18 protein-coding genes are annotated in these 16,457 nt (G+C 57.3%); 9 read left to right on the forward strand and 9 right to left on the reverse strand.

The genetic code is table 11. From position 1 onward, the window contains the following. Positions 1-800: 800 nt before the first annotated feature. Both umuD and QMX97_RS18285 read left to right on the forward strand, forming a co-directional pair. The gene (gene umuD, locus QMX97_RS18280) at positions 801-1,229 is read left to right on the forward strand and encodes a translesion error-prone DNA polymerase V autoproteolytic subunit (protein WP_282364011.1); all 429 of its coding nucleotides are present in this window, start codon (positions 801-803) and stop codon (positions 1,227-1,229) included. Further along, on the forward strand, positions 1,219-2,502 hold the full coding sequence (locus QMX97_RS18285) for a Y-family DNA polymerase (RefSeq protein WP_282364010.1): 1,284 nt from the start codon (positions 1,219-1,221) through the stop codon (positions 2,500-2,502). Before umuD ends, QMX97_RS18285 begins: the two co-directional genes overlap by 11 nt. 34 nt (positions 2,503-2,536) lie before the next feature. Here the strand turns inward: QMX97_RS18285 and QMX97_RS18290 are convergent, their stop codons facing one another. The 9 genes from QMX97_RS18290 to QMX97_RS18330 form a co-directional block, all read right to left on the reverse strand. Beyond that, complete coding sequence (locus QMX97_RS18290; RefSeq protein ID WP_282364009.1) at positions 2,537-3,808, reverse strand: DUF1173 family protein; 1,272 nt, start codon at positions 3,806-3,808, stop codon at positions 2,537-2,539. 139 nt (positions 3,809-3,947) lie between these two features. Beyond that, the gene (locus QMX97_RS18295; RefSeq protein WP_282364008.1) at positions 3,948-4,493 is read right to left on the reverse strand and encodes a hypothetical protein; all 546 of its coding nucleotides are present in this window, start codon (positions 4,491-4,493) and stop codon (positions 3,948-3,950) included. After that, positions 4,486-4,776 carry a hypothetical protein gene (locus tag QMX97_RS18300; protein ID WP_051555725.1) on the reverse strand — a complete coding sequence of 97 codons (291 nt, stop codon included), beginning with the start codon at positions 4,774-4,776 and terminating at the stop codon, positions 4,486-4,488. Before QMX97_RS18300 ends, QMX97_RS18295 begins: the two co-directional genes overlap by 8 nt. A 28-nt stretch (positions 4,777-4,804) precedes the next feature. Then, positions 4,805-5,362, reverse strand: coding sequence for a helix-turn-helix domain-containing protein (locus QMX97_RS18305; RefSeq protein WP_256824074.1), 558 nt, complete (start codon positions 5,360-5,362; stop codon positions 4,805-4,807). Positions 5,363-5,818: 456 nt separating this feature from the next. Further along, a complete protein-coding gene (locus QMX97_RS18310) occupies positions 5,819-6,454 on the reverse strand; it encodes a recombinase family protein (protein ID WP_028691927.1) in 636 nt (211 codons plus the stop codon). Between the two features lie 240 nt (positions 6,455-6,694). Then, positions 6,695-7,102, reverse strand: a complete 408-nt coding sequence (locus QMX97_RS18315) for a hypothetical protein (RefSeq protein ID WP_282364006.1) — start codon at positions 7,100-7,102, stop codon at positions 6,695-6,697. Beyond that, entirely contained in the window at positions 7,099-7,449 is a 351-nt protein-coding gene (locus QMX97_RS18320) for a TrfB-related DNA-binding protein (protein ID WP_102886345.1), read from the reverse strand. The genes QMX97_RS18315 and QMX97_RS18320 overlap by 4 nt, the downstream gene beginning before the upstream one ends. Next, a complete protein-coding gene (locus tag QMX97_RS18325; protein ID WP_282364005.1) occupies positions 7,446-8,393 on the reverse strand; it encodes a ParB/RepB/Spo0J family partition protein in 948 nt (315 codons plus the stop codon). The genes QMX97_RS18320 and QMX97_RS18325 overlap by 4 nt, the downstream gene beginning before the upstream one ends. Before the next feature lie 10 nt (positions 8,394-8,403). Continuing rightward, positions 8,404-9,222: a ParA family protein gene (locus QMX97_RS18330; RefSeq protein ID WP_282397347.1), complete on the reverse strand. Its 819-nt coding sequence runs from the start codon at positions 9,220-9,222 to the stop codon at positions 8,404-8,406. Positions 9,223-10,162: 940 nt separating this feature from the next. Between QMX97_RS18330 and QMX97_RS18335 the strand changes: the two genes are divergently transcribed. From QMX97_RS18335 to QMX97_RS18365, 7 genes are all read left to right on the forward strand, one after another. Beyond that, complete coding sequence (locus tag QMX97_RS18335) at positions 10,163-10,624, forward strand: TrbC/VirB2 family protein (protein WP_282364004.1); 462 nt, start codon at positions 10,163-10,165, stop codon at positions 10,622-10,624. A gap of 291 nt (positions 10,625-10,915) precedes the next feature. Continuing rightward, positions 10,916-13,600 (forward strand): type VI secretion protein, encoded by a 2,685-nt coding sequence (locus QMX97_RS18340; protein ID WP_282364003.1) that lies wholly within the window; start codon positions 10,916-10,918, stop codon positions 13,598-13,600. After that, positions 13,597-14,289, forward strand: coding sequence for a type IV secretion system protein (locus QMX97_RS18345; protein ID WP_241799844.1), 693 nt, complete (start codon positions 13,597-13,599; stop codon positions 14,287-14,289). The genes QMX97_RS18340 and QMX97_RS18345 overlap by 4 nt, the downstream gene beginning before the upstream one ends. A gap of 27 nt (positions 14,290-14,316) precedes the next feature. Continuing rightward, complete coding sequence (locus QMX97_RS18350; RefSeq protein ID WP_102886337.1) at positions 14,317-14,529, forward strand: hypothetical protein; 213 nt, start codon at positions 14,317-14,319, stop codon at positions 14,527-14,529. Then, positions 14,522-14,914 (forward strand): hypothetical protein, encoded by a 393-nt coding sequence (locus QMX97_RS18355; protein WP_282364002.1) that lies wholly within the window; start codon positions 14,522-14,524, stop codon positions 14,912-14,914. The genes QMX97_RS18350 and QMX97_RS18355 overlap by 8 nt, the downstream gene beginning before the upstream one ends. Continuing rightward, entirely contained in the window at positions 14,902-15,765 is an 864-nt protein-coding gene (locus tag QMX97_RS18360) for a type IV secretion system protein (protein WP_102886335.1), read from the forward strand. Before QMX97_RS18355 ends, QMX97_RS18360 begins: the two co-directional genes overlap by 13 nt. Further along, positions 15,765-16,439, forward strand: coding sequence for a type IV secretion system protein (locus QMX97_RS18365; protein ID WP_102886334.1), 675 nt, complete (start codon positions 15,765-15,767; stop codon positions 16,437-16,439). The genes QMX97_RS18360 and QMX97_RS18365 overlap by 1 nt, the downstream gene beginning before the upstream one ends. The last annotated feature ends 18 nt before the right edge of the window (positions 16,440-16,457 follow it).

The following is a 16,457-nucleotide window of genomic DNA, read 5'->3' on the forward strand; positions in this document are numbered from 1 at the left end:
GACGCTTTAGCGTTTTCATAGAACCCCCAAAAAGGTAGGTCCCTGGCCCGCCGCACTTACCGGACAGTGCAACGGTTTCACTGATCAGCCCCGTAAGGGTGTTGACGCTATCAGCGAACCAGAGTGTTCATCGGCCCTCTCCATTCCCGGCGCGTTGTCCAGACGCGGTGGAAAGGCCCCCCAAGGCAGCAAGCCGCCCGGTGCTTTACTTCATACTGCAAAAACCATGACCGAAAAAAGCCTTTTTACGTGTTTGTGAAGTTTATTTTTCCGAATGACGACGGGGGCTTGACGATGCCTAGCAATGCCGCTAGGTGGCGGCAACAGGCTGATAAACTGGGCATATTCGCCCAAACTCCCAAAAAAATTGCGTTAGCCAAAATGATGATCGCTTTACTCGGTGCTTCGGTGAATCTTCCGATGATCAATTTTGATCATTGCGCCGGTCGCTGTTCGGCTATTGCGCAACAGTACCACTGTATTTACTATCGGCCTTGTTGACGCTATCAGCGAACCGCGAAACGAACGTCCATTCGATTCGCACAAACGAACCGCCCGTCCAGGCGGTTTTTTTGTGCCCGAAATTCGCCGCCGACTTCGCCGGTGAATTCGCCGGTCAATTCGGCGTTCGGTGCGTAGCAGCGCCTATCATAGGCCGTTCGTTCCCAGGTTTGCACGAACACCATGACCGAGAACGACTATACCTTCGCCGGTGTGGGCTGAGCCTTTTATACCAGCGGCTCTAGCCGCATCGCTCGACCTGAATTACTGTATATGGATACAGTAATTCACGGTGCCTTATGAACGCGCTTACTCCCCTCCCCCTCGCGGCTTCCGATCAGCTGCTGCAGGTGCTTGCCGGCTGTGCTGCAGGCGGCTTTCCGAGTCCAGCAGCTGACTACTACGAGCCACCGCTTTCCCTGGATGAACTGATGAACATCCGCGCCCCGCATGTCTGGATCGTCCAGGTAGAAGGCGACAGCATGCGCGATGCCGGCATCTTCGATGGGAGCCGCCTGGTGGTCGACCGCTCGATCACGCCCAGCTCTGGCCATATCGTGCTGGCCTACGTCGATAACCAGCCGCTGGTGAAGCGGCTGGCCAGGTCGCCGGCAGGCTGGATTCTTGAATCGGCAAACCCGGCGTACAAGAGCATCGCGCCCAGCGAGTACGGCACCATCGAGGTGTTCGGGGTTGTGACTTGGGATCTCACGCAGCATGCACAGTGAACCTCGGCCCGTCTTCGGCCTGGTGGATGTGAACTCGTTCTACTGCAGTTGTGAGCGCATTTTCAGACCGGAGCTACGGCAACGCCCAGTCGTTGTTTTGAGCAACTCGGACGGTTGCATTGTGGCTCGTACGAACGAGGCGAAAGCCCTTGGGTTGAAGATGGGGGACCCCTACTTCAAGGTGCGCGGCTTCTTGGAGCAGAACGGCGTCGCCGTTTTCAGCAGCAATTACACGTTGTATGGCGAGCTGAGTCATCGCGTGGGTGTGGCCATCGAATCCCTGGTACCGGACTGGGAACGGTATTCGATTGACGAACTGTTCGTGCGACTCGACGGGCTACCTGAGCCGATCATTGATGTAGGCCGGGCGATTCAAGCCCGAGTGCTGCAGTGGACTGCCCTACCGGTAGGAGTAGGCATCGGCCACACGAAGACCCTGGCAAAGGCGGCGCAGCACGCCTCGAAAGTGTGGCGAGAGAAAACAGGCGGCGTGGTCGACCTGCGCAAGCCCGAGGCGGTCGAATGGCTGCTCCGGCGAATGCCGGTTGATGAAGTGTGGGGGATCGGTCGCCGTATGCGTGACAACCTGGCCCGCGACGGAATAAGCACGGCCTGGGAGCTGTCGCAGGCCGAAGCGCGAGCGATGGGCCGCAAGTACAGCGTTGTGCTTGAACGGACCATCAGGGAGCTGCAGGGCGAATCCTGCATGGACCTTGAACAGTCCACGCCTGCCAAGCAATCGATCTGCTCAAGCAGGATGTTTGGCCAGCGTGTGCATACGCTCCAGGGCCTGCAGGAGGCGCTGGCGACCTACATTCACCGCGCCGCCGAGAAGCTGCGCCGGCAGCGCTCGCTGTGCGGTGCCCTGCGCATCGGCATCCAGACTTCATTCCATGGCGACGGGCCAAAGTACGCCAACGCGGCTACCTGCATACCCGCATACCCAACTGATGACGTTCGGCAGCTGACTAAGTACGCGCTGCAGGCGGTAGGGGAGATCTATCGGCCCGGCTTTGCTTACAGCAAGGCCGAGGTACTGCTGATGGATCTGCGCAAGCGGGGGGAGTACACGCAGGACCTGTTCAGCCCGAGCCAACCCGAGCGCTCGGACGCTCTGATGGCCACCATGGACAAGATCAACCGACGATGGGGCCACGACTGTTTGCGGACTGCCGCAGTCCCGCTGACGCCGGATTGGGGGATGCGGCGAGCATTGCTAAGCCCCAGTTACATGACCAGCTGGGACCAGCTGTGGAAAGTACAATGCCGGTAATTCTCGCGTGCGAGAATCAGCTTTCGTCGCCATGCTACGGATGCCGAGCTGGTGGGAAGGCTGGAATATTCAGGCCACGCGGATCTGAACTGGCATCCCAAGACCACCAGCCGGTTGGCCCGTAGTGCTGGGCGTAGTAAGCGCATTTGACCTGCTTGCGGGCCAGGTACTTCGGATCCTGACGGCCATACACTTCCATCGGCACCTCTCTGCCGGCGCCGACGTCCATAAGCCAGAAATCGGGAAAGACCTGCTCCTGCCCTGCATCGAATCGCATGGGTTTGACGAACCGGCGCCCTTGCTCGCGCAACAGCGCCTCGATCACACCCTCGTAGCCAGATTCAATGGGGATCCATTCATCACTGACGACCATCAGGGCGACGTTGAGCGCCTGGGCTTTGCTGGCTGAGGTGGGCTGATCGGTCTGAACAATAGCGATGACGCGCCGGCCTTCACGCCAACCGCGCAACGCAGCCTCGTAGCTCCGGGCGGTTCTCTGCCAAAGATCGCCGTCAGTGAACAGACGCGGAATACCGTTGAAGCCGGTGATGGTGATGTACCGGTCCATGGTCTGCTCGCGTTCCTCGGAGTAGCCGGCCAGCGGGGCAATGACGACCAAGCGGCGGCTGTTCCTCATTGCGCTGGCCACCTTGAGGCTGTTGGCGTCGGCCTGCTGGCCAGCTGAGTTCGTCGCAATGACCAGGGCATCGCCAATCCTCATGCGCGAAGCCAGCATGCGGTCGGCAGCTTGCTGCAGCCGACTGTGAATCAGCCCGAGGCCGCGCTTGCCGGCCATGCCTGGCACCCACTGATTGAGGCCCGCTTCGCTCCATAGCAGATGCAGCAAGCCGCCCAAGGTCATCGCCGGCTTCGTGGGCTTTCCGCTTGATGGGGCAGGGGCGGTGCCCTCCATCGGCTGAACTTCTGCCGGATCCTTCTTGCGCAGCGATAAGGTGAGTTTGACCTTGAGGTCCCCGTCCTTGGTTTCCTCGACCACACCTTTGCTGTAGCCGCCTAAGCCAGACTTGTCGGGGTCGGGCGAGTAGTACAGGCAATCAAGCGCATGCTCGGCGCCGGTGTGGGGATAACGGGATAGGTGGAACGAATCCTTATCTGACCTGTGCCGTACGGCCAACCTCCGCGTGCCTTTGCCTGGGCACAGGCAGCGGACCAGGGCATGGCCGTGTGCCTTCTGCAGCACGCCTTTCCACTGCACCGCATAGCTTGGCTGGGTCTGGTAAGCCTCCGAATACTGCTCGGCCTTTTCGCCAAGCCCGATGCTTACCGCATACCGTTGATCTGCCATAGCTGCTTCCTCCGTGACGCTGTGAAATCTCCTGTGCTCGATGTACAATGAGCACGTGGATTTTTGCTCCTTCGCAAAAACCTAGAAACCCGCAAGCATTGCCGTGCTGCGGGTTTCGTCTTTTTGGGGCCTGGCTAAATCAGGCCTTGAAGTCGCCAAGCTCGATGACTGGCGTAGCCTGTGCAATGTCGATCTGCGTGGTGCGACCATCAGCCGTACGAAAAGCCATGTTCATAGGCGGTGCAGGATCGTCCTGCAGCTGGGCCACGCAGCGCTTGTTCAACAACTCGAAAAGCCACTCGGCATCATTGACCGCATCCACCGGATCACGCGGTAACGCTTGCTGCAAGCTGTGCCTAAACCAGTTCGAGCTGGTGGGATCGGCCAACGCAGCTGCAATATCACTGTCCGCCTCGCTGGCCACCAGTGCCTTGTCTACCGGCTGAGTTGTCGCCTGGATGGCTAACTGATCGATGGCACGCAGTTCATGCTTGGTCGCCTCGTCCAGCCCGCTGTCGAAGTTGGTCAGCTGGGTGAGGGCGGTCAGTTGCCACCAGGCCGAAGAAACACCCTCGTTGCGGTCCACACCGTTGGGCAGCGCCAAGGCACCGGTCAGCTCGACCAGGTGCTGCTTGGCGGATTCGATCAGCGTCCGCTGCAGCTGTGCATAGCGCTCGTCAGACATGATCGACTTCCCCAGCTGCCGGTTCTTGCTTGGCCTCCAGGGCCGCAACGACGGTGCAGTGGTCGAGCGATACAGCACCGGACAAACCAGCAACAAAAATCACGGCTTGGCCACACATCACCCACGCTTTGCCTCGCGTTTCGTCGCGGTGCGTTTCACCCTGGCCATATAGTTCTTCGTAGCTGACCAAGGCGCCATGTGGGTAGTCGCTGTTCCAGTCGAAGCACTGGGCCTTGGCGTGCAGCTCCTGTTCTTCGAAAGTCCTGTTGCTTGGCTGTGGCATCGTGAATCTCCCTGAATGATGATCGCGGTTAGCTGTTGTTGTGCGGAATCGACGGCATATCAGGCAACATGCCGTCCAGCGATTCCTGGGCGGGTGGGTCCATGCCAGGGCCTGCAGGCAATTGAATGTCGCCGTCTTCCATCGTTGGCAGCTGCTTGAGCTTGGCATTGCCCAAATCGGCCTGGTCCTCTGTCGAAACCAGCACCCGTGCGTTGAATAGGGCGTACTGCAGATTGTCCCGCTTGTCGGCCCAAGCGATGCGGCTGTTCACCACATAAGCGAGCGTGCCACCGCGTTGGCCACCTACGCTGATGGTCTGGATCCAGTTGTGCTTGGTCAGAATGGCGATAGCGCGTTTTGTGGTGGCCACCGATGTTTCCATCAGTTTGGCCAGCGTGGCCTGGCTGATAATGAGCGCGCCTTGCTTGTCCATGTGCTGCACCAGGATGTGCATCAACTGGGCAGCGCGGGGAGCCTGCGCTGTCAACGCGGCCCATGCTTCGTGGCCAGCGCGTTCAGTCTGCACCCAAGTGCCGCGCTGAGCAGGCTGCGCATAGGCGCGGATCTCGTTATTGTCACTGGCCATTGGGCCTCCTACAGTGCTATTCCTTGATCGATATCGAGCAAATTTGTCAGATATCGTTCATGAGTCACGCATACCCTAGCTCATATGGTGAGCGATGGGTAGCTCATACTTGCACGTTATCTCTCAAATCTTGTGCGATATCTCTCACGAATGAGCTAGGGGTAGCTCACGGAGGGGGGGTAGCTCATAGGGTGAGCTAACCTAGCTCACGGATAATGAGCTAGGGGTAGGTCATAGATAGTGAGCGATGGTCGCTCACGGATCATGATCGGAGGTTCGTGCATATGGTGAGCGAGGTGCTGCCCTGCAGGCCACGTATTACAAGGGCTTGTAGTCGTCGTTCTTATGATCTCCTAACGCTTGCTCCATTTGTATTGGCTGTTAGGGCCTCAAAGTCGCCTGGCCGGCGGCGGCCAGTCGTGAATGGCTGACAGACTCCGGCTTCGCCTGCGCTAGTCAACCATTCCCGACCGGCTCGACTGAAAGCTCGTCACGAATACGCATGACAGTTGTGGTTGAACAGTTGGCATGGCGGGCCGTGGCGCGGATCCCGAGGTTGGCACCCAGCAGCTCGCGCACACGCTTGCGCAGATCCTCGTCCACGGGCCGGCCCTTGTACACACCCGCCGCCTTTGCTTTGACGATGCCCTGGTGCTGTCGCTCCCGGCGCTGCTGATAGTCCTTACGGGCAATTGCCGCCATCATGTCGATCATCATGTAGTTGATGGCCGACAGCATGCGGTCTGTGAATTCATCGTTGGTGGGCAATGTCATGCCCTGATGGCTGGTCGGCAGATCGATGGCGACGATACGCAAACCTCGCTGGTCTATCGCGCCCTTGAGTTCCCGCCAATCCTGATCGCCCATGCGCGATAGTCGATCGATACTCTCCACCAGCAACACATCGCCCCGCCTTGAATCTTTCAATAGTCGGATCAGCTCGGGTCGGTTGGCATGCGAGCCGCTGGCGTTCTCCATGTAACTGGCTGCAATGGCGAGGCCGAAGCCGGCGACGAATGCTTCCAGCTGATCACGGGCGCGGCTAGCGTCTTGATCATCGGTCGAAGCTCGTAGGTAAGCGCGGATGAACATTGGGGATACCGTATCAGTATGGGTGTACTCAAATCAGTGTATCAGAATGGGTGTTTTTTTTGTTTCTGCGCCGAAGGGGCAGGGCAGGACATATCTGTGCCATATGGGGTATACCCATAAATGACGGCCTGATCTACTGGTCCCCCGAGTGACGAATTAGAGGGCGGTCCAGGTCGCTACCACTGCGACCATGCCATACCTCATGAATCAATTCGTCACTTCAGGGACCGCTCGCGTGGATCAGCCAACCAGCCGGCGATATTCCTGATACAACCGGGCCAGCACCGGTTGAGCGGCCTCCAGTTCTGCAAGCTCTGCAGACGTAACCTGGCGATGCTCCAAGGCGCTGACCACGGGCGCGGCCAGCTTTTTGGCTTCGTCCTCGCCGTGGTCTTTCACGATCTGGTCATAGCCGCCTGGGTATCGGGCCATTCCTCCAGCCTGGTGCAGGTCGACCAGAGCCTGCTGATCAGCTTCGTGCGCTTGCTTCAACTTTTCAGTCCAGCCCTTTCGGTCAGCCAGCTCTGGCCCGAATGTTTCCAGCAATTTGCTATCAGCCAGGATGCGCAGCGAGCGGTTAATGCCCGCGAAACTTTCCTGCAGCGGCTGCAGTAACTGAGCAAGGTCCTTTTCTGTCGAGGTGGTCATGGGTCAACGTCCTTGGTGGTCATGGAATGGGTCTGCCAGTACCGCAGCCTTTCGGCATCGGCCTCCAGCACGAAGCGGTCAATCATTTCGGCGGGTGCGCAGATCTGCGCGCACCGCCATCCTTCCGGCGTTTGTGTGAGGTAGCTGGAATAGATCTTGTCGCGAATCGCCAAGGCACGCTGCTTGGTAAGCCCGTGTGCATTGGCGACGGCAACAAGGCCCTTGCCTTCGACCAGGATCTCGAAGGCAACGTCGAGGCTGCGTGAGTGCATTTTCGACTTGGTGCGGATCCGCTCAAATTCCTCACGCGGTATCCGCAGGTCCTGGTCAGTGTGGCGGACGCTCATTCAGAATCTTTCCAGCGCTCGGCCAGCTGCTTGCGTGCTTCCTCCAGCTCGGCCTTGAGGTAGGTGTTCTCTGACGAAAGCGTTTTGACCTGGGCTTCAAGCACGGTGTTGGCTTCGCGCAGTTTGCCCAGCTGGTCATCGAGCAGGGTTTGTTGGGTCGATGCCTGTGGACCGCCCTTATCCGCGCCTTTTTTTGATCCGCCGTTATGCACGCGCAAGGCCTTGGTATTGCGCAAGGTGGTTCGCACTTCCTGGCGAAGGTTCAGATCCAGATTGTCCTCGGCGCGCTGCACCAGATCAGCCGCGGCTTGTGGGTCCAGACGTTCCAACCGGCCAATATCATTCACCGTTGAAATGTCGGCAGTAACACCACGGGTCACGGCTTCCCGGCTCGCACCATCACGGGTGACGTTTTCGAGATAGGCTAGGCGCTCGGCAACCCAGTTGATGCTTTTCGACCAATCCTCGGCCACCTTCTCCAAGGTGCCCAGTTCTTCCTTGCTCTCTTTCAGAGCCAGGGCGATATCCAGTTGGCTGAGGTTTTCGCTGTGGACGTTCTCGGAGCGTTGGATACGCTTCGCCTGAGCGTCGGTAAGCTCTTTGACGACGGCCTGAACCAATACGCCTGCGATGATGCAAGCCCGATAGCGGCGCTCGCCGGCCACCATCAGAAACTTGTACCCGGACTCTGGATTCGGGTGCGGACGCAAGACACAGGGTTCGATTTGGCCATTGGCCAAAATGTCCTTAGCCAGTTCCTCAAGCGATTCTTGAGAAAATCCCGGGTTGTCCTTGCGGCGGATCTGCTTTACGCATTCGATCTCGCCAGGGCTGATCGATTCGACGCGGGAACCATCGTTGATAGCCGGGCGTTTCTGGAAGTCTGAAAGCTTTTGAGCCGTGGCTTTAACCACACGGCCAAAGGAATTTTTCTTCTCGGTCATGATTCAATCCTCACGCTGAAAAGACCTTGCTGAGCACCGCTGCACAGGCCTTTTTCATTTCCTTTCCTGCGTCACGCTGACTGCCGCTGCGAGCCTTGCGCCACACTGGATTGCCATTGGCGAGTGCTTTGTTGATGCAGGGGCGGTGGGTGATCTGCTCGTTGAACATGGCATCGCCGTGTTCTTCACGAAGGCTTGGCAGGATCTCAAGCTCTTCGGGTGAGCGGCTGTTGATCAGATTCGGCATGAATCCAAGGAAACGCAGGGCAGGGTTGTACCGCTCACGGACGGTTTCAATGGTGGCCATCAGCTTGGGCATGCGCGCCAAGGTGAAGGCACTGATGTTGAAGGGGGTGACAACCGAGTCCGAGGCAGCTAGCGCGGCAATCATGCGGCGCTGCAGGTTTGGTGGAGTGTCGATCAGGCACAAATCGAACTCGCCATTGAAGCGGTCCAGGGCTTTGCCGAGGTTGGTCACCACATCAAGATCCATGTCGTCCACATCGAGCAGGGCAACATCGGCCTCAATCAGCCATATGTTCTGCGCGACCTGGCGCGGCTGGTAGCCTTCATGTTCATTGGTGAACAACTGGCTAGCAAGCAGGTAAGGCGTGTCGTCGTCATCCTCGATGGGCGGGAAGAACTGCGACAGATCGCTCTCGTCCAGGTCGAGGACAAGCACACGCTTACCCTGTTCGGCGGCGTAGCAGGCCAGGTGGGCTTCAAGGGTGGTTTTGCCAACGCCACCCTTCTGGTTCGCAACGGCTGTGCGTTTCATGGTGACCTTCCTGTTGTCTCCGGTGAAGCGGTTGATTGAAAGTGGGATCATCCTTCCATTAGTAAACCCCGTAGTCAACCCCTAAAAAGGGTTTACCGGGATTTTCTCGCATGCGGGAAATTGATAGGGGTCACGTATTACGCGGCAAGCATTCTCGCGTGCGAGAAACGCAGGCAGCAGTATTGCTACACTGCGCGCACGTCAGCATGGGTCGTGCGGGTTGGTTTCCTTGCGCTCGGTATCTGTTGGCCAGGGTGACAGCTGGGGCGGCTCCCAGCTGCTCACCCGACCTCCCTGCATGACCATCTGTCGGCTCGTTTGAGCACTTTTCCATTTCTGCTGTCTTCTGCTCGTGGTGTATCGCCTGCGATACACATCGCCCGGAACGGACCCGGTGCCCGCCCGCATTGCAGATGCAGAAAAATGGATATTTTCCTTTCTAAACAGTTAGTTAACCAATACAGACGCTTACCAGGCCTTGGCCAGGGGCTTGTCCGTTCGTCGAGAAATGTGATGGACCCGCAATTTCTAGCGATGAAACATTGATTTCGTGAAATGAAAGCTCTATTGTAAATCACGAAACACGGATTTCATGGAATAAAACCCGAAAGAGGGAAGAAATGAGAGGTGGGATCTAGAACAAAATCGAAGAGGACTCCAGTATCGCCCCTGTATTTGGCCACTAGCTGCCCAGGGGAAGAGATGCAGAGCCTAGACAAGAAAGAACTGGCGGTTTTCGCCGTCGCCCAGCCGGACTATCGAGTTGTTCTAAATGAACGCTCGGAAAGCGACGGTCGAAAATGGGAATTAATCATTGAGAGTCCTTCGACAGGACAACGTTTCAGTGTAGTAACCGCGTTAGGGAAGACCAGGTTATTTAAGAATGCCGATACTGCTATCGACTTCATCAAGGAAACCTGCCCTAACAATCCAAATAAGGCAATAACCGTAACGTACGGGGGTTCCCCGTCATGATGAAAGAGGCAATGGTATGCAACTCTCTGCTCGCAAAACTCAACGCAACGTAGGTATCAACAACAAACAAACCTGGCGGACCTGGCTCAAGGACAAAGCCACTGCAACCCTGAAACAAGTTCTCTCGCAAAAGACTCCATCGCACAAGGCATTGATGCGCGATGACTGGATGGCCAAAGCCACCAAGATCGCAGTGTTGGGGTCGCTGTTCTCCTTCGCAATTCTCCCTGAAATCGCCAACGCGGCAATGGATTTCAGCGGCCTGAAAAACCTGGCCAAGGACGTTGTGTCCTTCCTGATCTTCGATATCGGCTACTACCTGGGCATCGCAGCCATTGCATTCTGCGGCTTCCAGGCCAAGTCGGGCCGTATGTCGTGGGGTCAGTTCGGCTGGGCCGTTGCCGGTGTGTTCCTGGTGTTCTTCTCGCCAAACCTGGTCGATACCATCAAAACCGGTGCGCAAACCGCATTGAAGTGAGGTAAGCGATGGCCGAGTACGACGACCTTGAAGAAGGTGAAGTGCTCGTATTGGCAATGGCCCGACCATCTATGGTCGGACCATTCACACTGTCGAGCATTCTTATAAGTCTGATAGCACCCGTGCTGTTAGCACTGTTGATTCGTTCACTGTATCCGTTGGGGCTTATCCCAGTCTTGTTTGTCGTTTCGTATTGGATATGCAGCAAAGACGTATATCTGTTCGGAGTTTTACAGGCAGCAAGTAACTTGAAAGCTTCACGGTTACGCAAACTTTGGGGGTATCGCAGTTATGCGCCTCGTTGATAAAGCATTCAAAAAGCTGACGCGAAATATGGATCTTTCGCTCGGTGTTCAACATCCAGAAGCTGCGGCGCTGGATGATGATGAAATGCTGGTGAGCGCAATGGTGCCGTATGACGTTCACTACGATGACGAAACCGTTATCACCAGCGAGGAAGCGCTGGTGCAGGTCATCAAGGTGGACGGCCTCTTGTTCGACTCGCTTTCAGCCGAGCAGATCAAGCGTTTCGAGCAGCAGCGCAACACGGTGTTCCGCACCATCGCAAGCAGTGACCTGACTGTCTACGTCACGTTCGTACGCCGCAAGGTGACTGACTTTCCAGACGGCGTTGGCGGTACCTGGTTCTCCCAGCAGTTCAACAAGCGGCTGCGTCGCCGCTACGAAAGCCGTGGTTTCTACATCAACGATATCTACATTTCGTTGGTTAGAAGGCGCTTCCGCGCGGGCATGCCTGGCCTGATGGATCGGGCCATCGCGCTGATGACCGGTACCGAGGCCAGCAAGAACGAAGCCGAATCGCTGGATGCGATGGCTGACTCGCTCTACAAGGCGTCCAACCTGGTACTGCGCAGCCTGGCCGACTACGGCACGCGCCGCCTGCGGGTTCAACGGCATCCTGAGTCGCGCATGGGGCGGGTTGATCGTGAAACCGCGTTCAATGCCGTCCAGCGCTTCCAGCTCCAGTGGCACGAGTTCAAGGCTGCGGTCGGTGATCACGAAGTCTACGAAGCAGAAGCGGTGCATGACTTCCTGGGTGAGGAACACTGTGAGCTGAGCGGTTTCTTCAACTACCTGATCAACCTCGACAATCGCAAGGTGCCGGTGTCGGACCTGCTGATCAGGGAATCGCTACCGTACGCCCGCCTGAATTTCCGGGTGCTGGCCAATATGTGCGAAATCCGGGGCAGTACCGAATCGAAAATCGGCGCGATGCTGAGCATGGGTGAGTGGCCGCGCCGCACGCCCTCGCGGATGCTCGACAAGTTCCTGCAGCAGCCGGTGGAGTTCATCATCACCCAGTCGTTCACGTTCCAGAACAGGATCGAGGCCGAGCAGGGCATGCTGGACGAAACCCGCCGCATGACGGTGGATGACAAGCACAACATTTCGGAGGATGACCAGAAGGAACTCAAGCAAGGGATCAGCGACCTGCGCCGTGGCAACGCGGTCAATGGCGCACATCACCTGACTATCTTCGTGCATGTGTCGTCGCTGCCGATGACGACCGAAGCAAACCGGGAGATCAACCGCAAGCGTCTGGATCATGCCGTGGGCCTTGTAGAAGGCTGCTTCGTGGAAATGCTGGTCAAGCCAGTGCGGGAATGGTTCGCCCTGGAAACCTTCTTCTGGTCGCAGCTGCCGGGCCAGAAAGAGGCCCTGATCGGTCGCCGTGGCAAGATCAAGTCCAGCAACTTTGCCGGCTTCGCTTCCCTGCACAACTACGCCCGTGGCCGTCGCGACGGCAACCTGTGGGGGCCTGCGATCACGGCTTTCGAAACCGAGAGCTACACGCAATACAACTTCAATTTCCATCGTGAAATGGAAGGGATGGTAGCCGGCCACCTGGGCATGGCAGCTGATACCGGCATGGGTAAAACCACGCTGCTGGCCATGTTGATTGCAGAGGCCGACAAGGCCCTGCCGCTGGTGTTCTGGTTCGATAACCGCTACGGCGCCAAGGTCTTCATGAAGTCCATGGGCGGCGTCCATACCACGCTTTCCCCGCACAGCCACATGCGCTGGAACCCGCTCAAGCTGCCCGATACGCCAGAAAATCGTGCGTACCTGGTGGACTGGCAAGTCCAGATGCGCGAGTGCTACGCCTCGACGCCAACCAGCGCCGAAGATATCACCCGCTTCAAGGCAGCAGTGCAGGAGAACTATGACCTGCCGTTCGTAGACCGCCGCCTGCGCAATGTGGTCTGGACCTACGGTCAAGGCGAGCTGGCCGACATTATGGCCATCTGGCATGGCGCCAAAGGTGTCACCGGCGCCAATGCGGGAGTCTTCGACAATGCCGAAGACTCCATCGACTTCACCCAAGCGCGGCACTACTGCTTTGAAATGATGGAACTGCTCAAGGGCGGCGAGGCGCGGCCTGAACTGCCTGTCGTCATGAGCTACCCGCTGCACCGGATCGAGCAGGCCATGAATGGCCGGCCCTTCATCCTGGTGCTGGAGGAAGGCCAGAACCTGGTCAAAAACGAGTTTTGGCGGAAGAAAATCGACAACTTCATCATGCAGATCCGCCGTAAGAACGGGCTGATTATCTTCGTGACGCCGGATGCCAAGTACTTCCGCAGCGAAACGGACTCCATCGATAAACAGACCGTTACCAAGATCTACCTGGCGAGCGACCAGGTGAAAGATGAAGACCACGAAAACCTGACGGTGGCCGAGCGGGAATGGCTGCGCAAGCTCAATCCGAAAGAACACAAATTCCTGATCCGTCGTGGCCGGGAATCGGTGCGGGCTTGCTTCGATCTCTCGTCGGATAACCCTGATGAGGACCTGTCCGATTTCATTCCGGTCCTGTCCTCGAATGACGTTGGTGTCGCCCTGATGGATCAGATCATCGAGCGCCTTGGCACCGACGATCCAGCGGTCTGGGTGCCTGTGTTCATGCAGGAAGCCAAGGCCAAAAACACCCACAACTTGAAGGCGGTTCGATGATGACAACTATCAAGAAACTCGGTTTGGCGGTCGCGGTGTCGGTGGCCATTGCTGGCCAGGCGCAAGCCACGGGCGTGCCCACTGGTGACGCCGGCACTTGGGCTGGTCTTGCGCAAAACCTGGCTGTGCTGCAGCAGCAGTACCAGACGCTGAAAGATCAGTATGAAACGCAAGGCAACATCCTGAATAACCTGCAGGGCACTTATGGCCGTGGCGCCATCGGCCTGAACGAGTCGATCAACTCGGCCTCGGTCGTGCCGGGTTCCTGGCAGGAAGTGGTATCCCGCCAGAACTCGGGCGCCTATGGCAGCAAGCAGAGCTATTACGAGCAACTGATCAACACGCTGCCGCAGGAGCTGTTTGCCTCTCCAGACAGCAGCCGCGCAAAGGACTACCAGTTGAGTTCTAACTCGGTCGTCGCTGCGCTGTCCGCTGGTGACGCGTTGTACAGCGAGGTCCAGGTCCATTTGAACAACCTGGCCACCCTGTCATCGCAAGTCGATCTTACGACCAATGCGAAGGACGCCGCCGACCTGCAGAACCGTATCGCTACGGAAAACGGCATGTTGACCTCGGCCCAATCGAAGCTGCAGGCCCTGAACATGAACCTGCAAGCGAACCTGGCCAACCAGGAAAACCAAGCCACGGCACAGAACGAACAGTTCTTCCGCTGGAAGGACGACAACTGATTCTCGCATGCGAGAAAGGAGAACCCTATGAAAGCGCTCTGGTTGATCTTCCGAGTAATCACTTTCCCAGTGTGGGGGCCGCTATGGCTGACCTGGAAGCTTGGCAAGCTCCTGCTGGTCCTGGTGCTGGTGTCAGCTGCCTCGGGTTGCGTGACCAACAGCGGCACCATCGACAAGTCCCCATGCGCCTGTGAATTCACCCCATTCGTCATCCAGCACAAGGAGTCCCGCAATGCGTAAGTTCTTCACCCTGACCAACATCATCTGCCTGGGCGTTGGCGGCTTTGTCGTGGGATCGATCATCTACGTCAACATCACCAACATCAACTTCAGTTCGGCCCCGGCTGACGAATCGGCCCCGGTAGCCGAGGTGCAGACCGGTAACCCATTGCTCAAGGCCAGCAAGGACGATGTGGCCGACTGGTTCCCCGGTACCTGCTTTGCCGAAATCTACATGCAGAACCCTTCGTATGACGGTGGGCTGGTGAAGGGGTGCATCGACAAAACCGCGCAGGAGATCAAAGCACAAACGGGTGCTGCCTTGAGCGCTGAGGACTTCCGGTCGCCCGAAGTGATCTCCCACTTCAAGACCGTGTACGGGGCCGGGAATCCATGGCGCAGCTAACGTTAAAAGGCCTGGTTGGGGCGACTGACGAAGTAACCACTTCCTTTGTCAGTGAGGTTTTTCCCAACCTGGCCAGCATGGTAGAGCCGCTGATATGGACTCTGGCGGTTGGCTACTGGGTCGCATTGGGCCTGCAGATGTACAACGGCCATGTTTCAGTCAAAGGCTGGGATATCGTCAAGCGGGCCATGTTGACTGCCCTGGTGTTCACCTGTCTGAACTGGTCACAAGGCGGCACGGTGCTCTACCAAGCCTGGGGCGCCTGGACCGAAGGGATCGCGGCAAAGATCATGGGCGGCGGTGCCAGTACCAACACCATGCTCGATGCGTTGTATACGGACATTGGCAAAGTCTCCAGCACGTTGATGAATGTTGGCTGGCGGCAGATAGCGATGATCATCATGGGAACGGGTCTGTTTGTACTGAACTGCATCCTGTTCATCGCTGCGGTCTTGAACATGCTGATTGCCAAGTTTGGTGCGGCAATCATCATGGCCATCTTGCCGGTCATGGTTGGTTTCATTTTCTTCGATGCGGTGCGTCAGTGGTCAATGAACTGGTTTAGCAAGATGCTCAACTTCTCACTGATCTACATCCTTTCGATTGCAGTTGTCCGTTTCGGTTATTCCGTGTTCGGGGACGCAATCAAGGAAGCTGCAACAGCGGCGACGATTACTGATGCGGCCCTGATCACTGCGCAGCAATGGGGCCAGTTGGTGATTGTTGAGGGGGTCATGATCATTTGCATGCTGCAGGTGCGCGGTTGGGCAGCAGCATTGTCATCGGGCGCGGCAGTTGGTGGTTCATCGCTGGTTCTGATGGCACTGCGTACTTTAGGAGTTCGTAAATAATGGACAAACAAGACAAGCAATTTGATAAGGCTGAAAAAGCCCGTCGTAAGCGTGAAGTCGAGGGCAATAAGACTCGCCAAGAGCGTAACCGCTCGCTGTTCTTCCAGGGTGTACAGGCAGCTGTGATCCTGGGCCTTGGCTTCGCTGTGGCAAGCCTGGCGAACTCCAAGACCTACATCCCGGTTGTCACGGTGCTGGGAGCTGACGGCGAGGTCCTGAAACAGCGCGTCATCGACCAAGACAACGTTGATCAGGAACAAGCGATCATCGAGAAAACCCTATTCGACATGATCCGCGCCTGTGAAACCTTTGACCCCAAGCGTAAGCAGCAACTGTCGGATACTTGCCACACCTACCAGACGCAGCAAGTCGCTCGGGAGTATGAGGAAGTCACCAACCCGGAAAACCCGCAGAACCCATATGTTCTGCTGGGTGAAAATGATTGGATCGAAGGACAGCCGTACTTGATGAATAAGGTTGGCGACGAATATCAAGTTTCGTTCAAGTCAATCAATCATAAGTGGGGCGACAAAGAACCTGTAGAGCGTCGTTACCTTGCGACTATCAAGGTTGCGCATACCTTGGTCCCGCGTGCCCTCGGGGACCGTTGGGAGAATCCCTTCGGTACGCTGGCCACTGTATATCGCAAAAGCGAAGAACTGAGCCGCCGGTAATTCGCTGAACTGACAAGG

It is taken from the genome of Pseudomonas sp. PS01298 (genome assembly GCF_029959745.1).
Taxonomy (GTDB): Bacteria; Pseudomonadota; Gammaproteobacteria; order Pseudomonadales; family Pseudomonadaceae; genus Aquipseudomonas; species Aquipseudomonas aylmerensis.

Coding starts and splice junctions, on each gene's coding strand:
- umuD (WP_282364011.1), top strand. CDS start 801: ATGAACGCGCTTACTCCCCTCCCCCTCGCGGCTTCCGATCAGCTGCTG.
- QMX97_RS18340 (WP_282364003.1), top strand. CDS start 10,916: ATGCGCCTCGTTGATAAAGCATTCAAAAAGCTGACGCGAAATATGGAT.
- QMX97_RS18335 (WP_282364004.1), top strand. CDS start 10,163: ATGCAACTCTCTGCTCGCAAAACTCAACGCAACGTAGGTATCAACAAC.
- QMX97_RS18295 (WP_282364008.1), bottom strand. CDS start 4,493: ATGTCTGACGAGCGCTATGCACAGCTGCAGCGGACGCTGATCGAATCC.
- QMX97_RS18320 (WP_102886345.1), bottom strand. CDS start 7,449: ATGAGCGTCCGCCACACTGACCAGGACCTGCGGATACCGCGTGAGGAA.
- QMX97_RS18355 (WP_282364002.1), top strand. CDS start 14,522: ATGCGTAAGTTCTTCACCCTGACCAACATCATCTGCCTGGGCGTTGGC.
- QMX97_RS18345 (WP_241799844.1), top strand. CDS start 13,597: ATGATGACAACTATCAAGAAACTCGGTTTGGCGGTCGCGGTGTCGGTG.
- QMX97_RS18315 (WP_282364006.1), bottom strand. CDS start 7,102: ATGACCACCTCGACAGAAAAGGACCTTGCTCAGTTACTGCAGCCGCTG.
- QMX97_RS18305 (WP_256824074.1), bottom strand. CDS start 5,362: ATGGCCAGTGACAATAACGAGATCCGCGCCTATGCGCAGCCTGCTCAG.
- QMX97_RS18300 (WP_051555725.1), bottom strand. CDS start 4,776: ATGCCACAGCCAAGCAACAGGACTTTCGAAGAACAGGAGCTGCACGCC.
- QMX97_RS18285 (WP_282364010.1), top strand. CDS start 1,219: ATGCACAGTGAACCTCGGCCCGTCTTCGGCCTGGTGGATGTGAACTCG.
- QMX97_RS18360 (WP_102886335.1), top strand. CDS start 14,902: ATGGCGCAGCTAACGTTAAAAGGCCTGGTTGGGGCGACTGACGAAGTA.
- QMX97_RS18330 (WP_282397347.1), bottom strand. CDS start 9,222: ATGATCCCACTTTCAATCAACCGCTTCACCGGAGACAACAGGAAGGTC.
- QMX97_RS18365 (WP_102886334.1), top strand. CDS start 15,765: ATGGACAAACAAGACAAGCAATTTGATAAGGCTGAAAAAGCCCGTCGT.
- QMX97_RS18310 (WP_028691927.1), bottom strand. CDS start 6,454: ATGTTCATCCGCGCTTACCTACGAGCTTCGACCGATGATCAAGACGCT.
- QMX97_RS18325 (WP_282364005.1), bottom strand. CDS start 8,393: ATGACCGAGAAGAAAAATTCCTTTGGCCGTGTGGTTAAAGCCACGGCT.
- QMX97_RS18290 (WP_282364009.1), bottom strand. CDS start 3,808: ATGGCAGATCAACGGTATGCGGTAAGCATCGGGCTTGGCGAAAAGGCC.
- QMX97_RS18350 (WP_102886337.1), top strand. CDS start 14,317: ATGAAAGCGCTCTGGTTGATCTTCCGAGTAATCACTTTCCCAGTGTGG.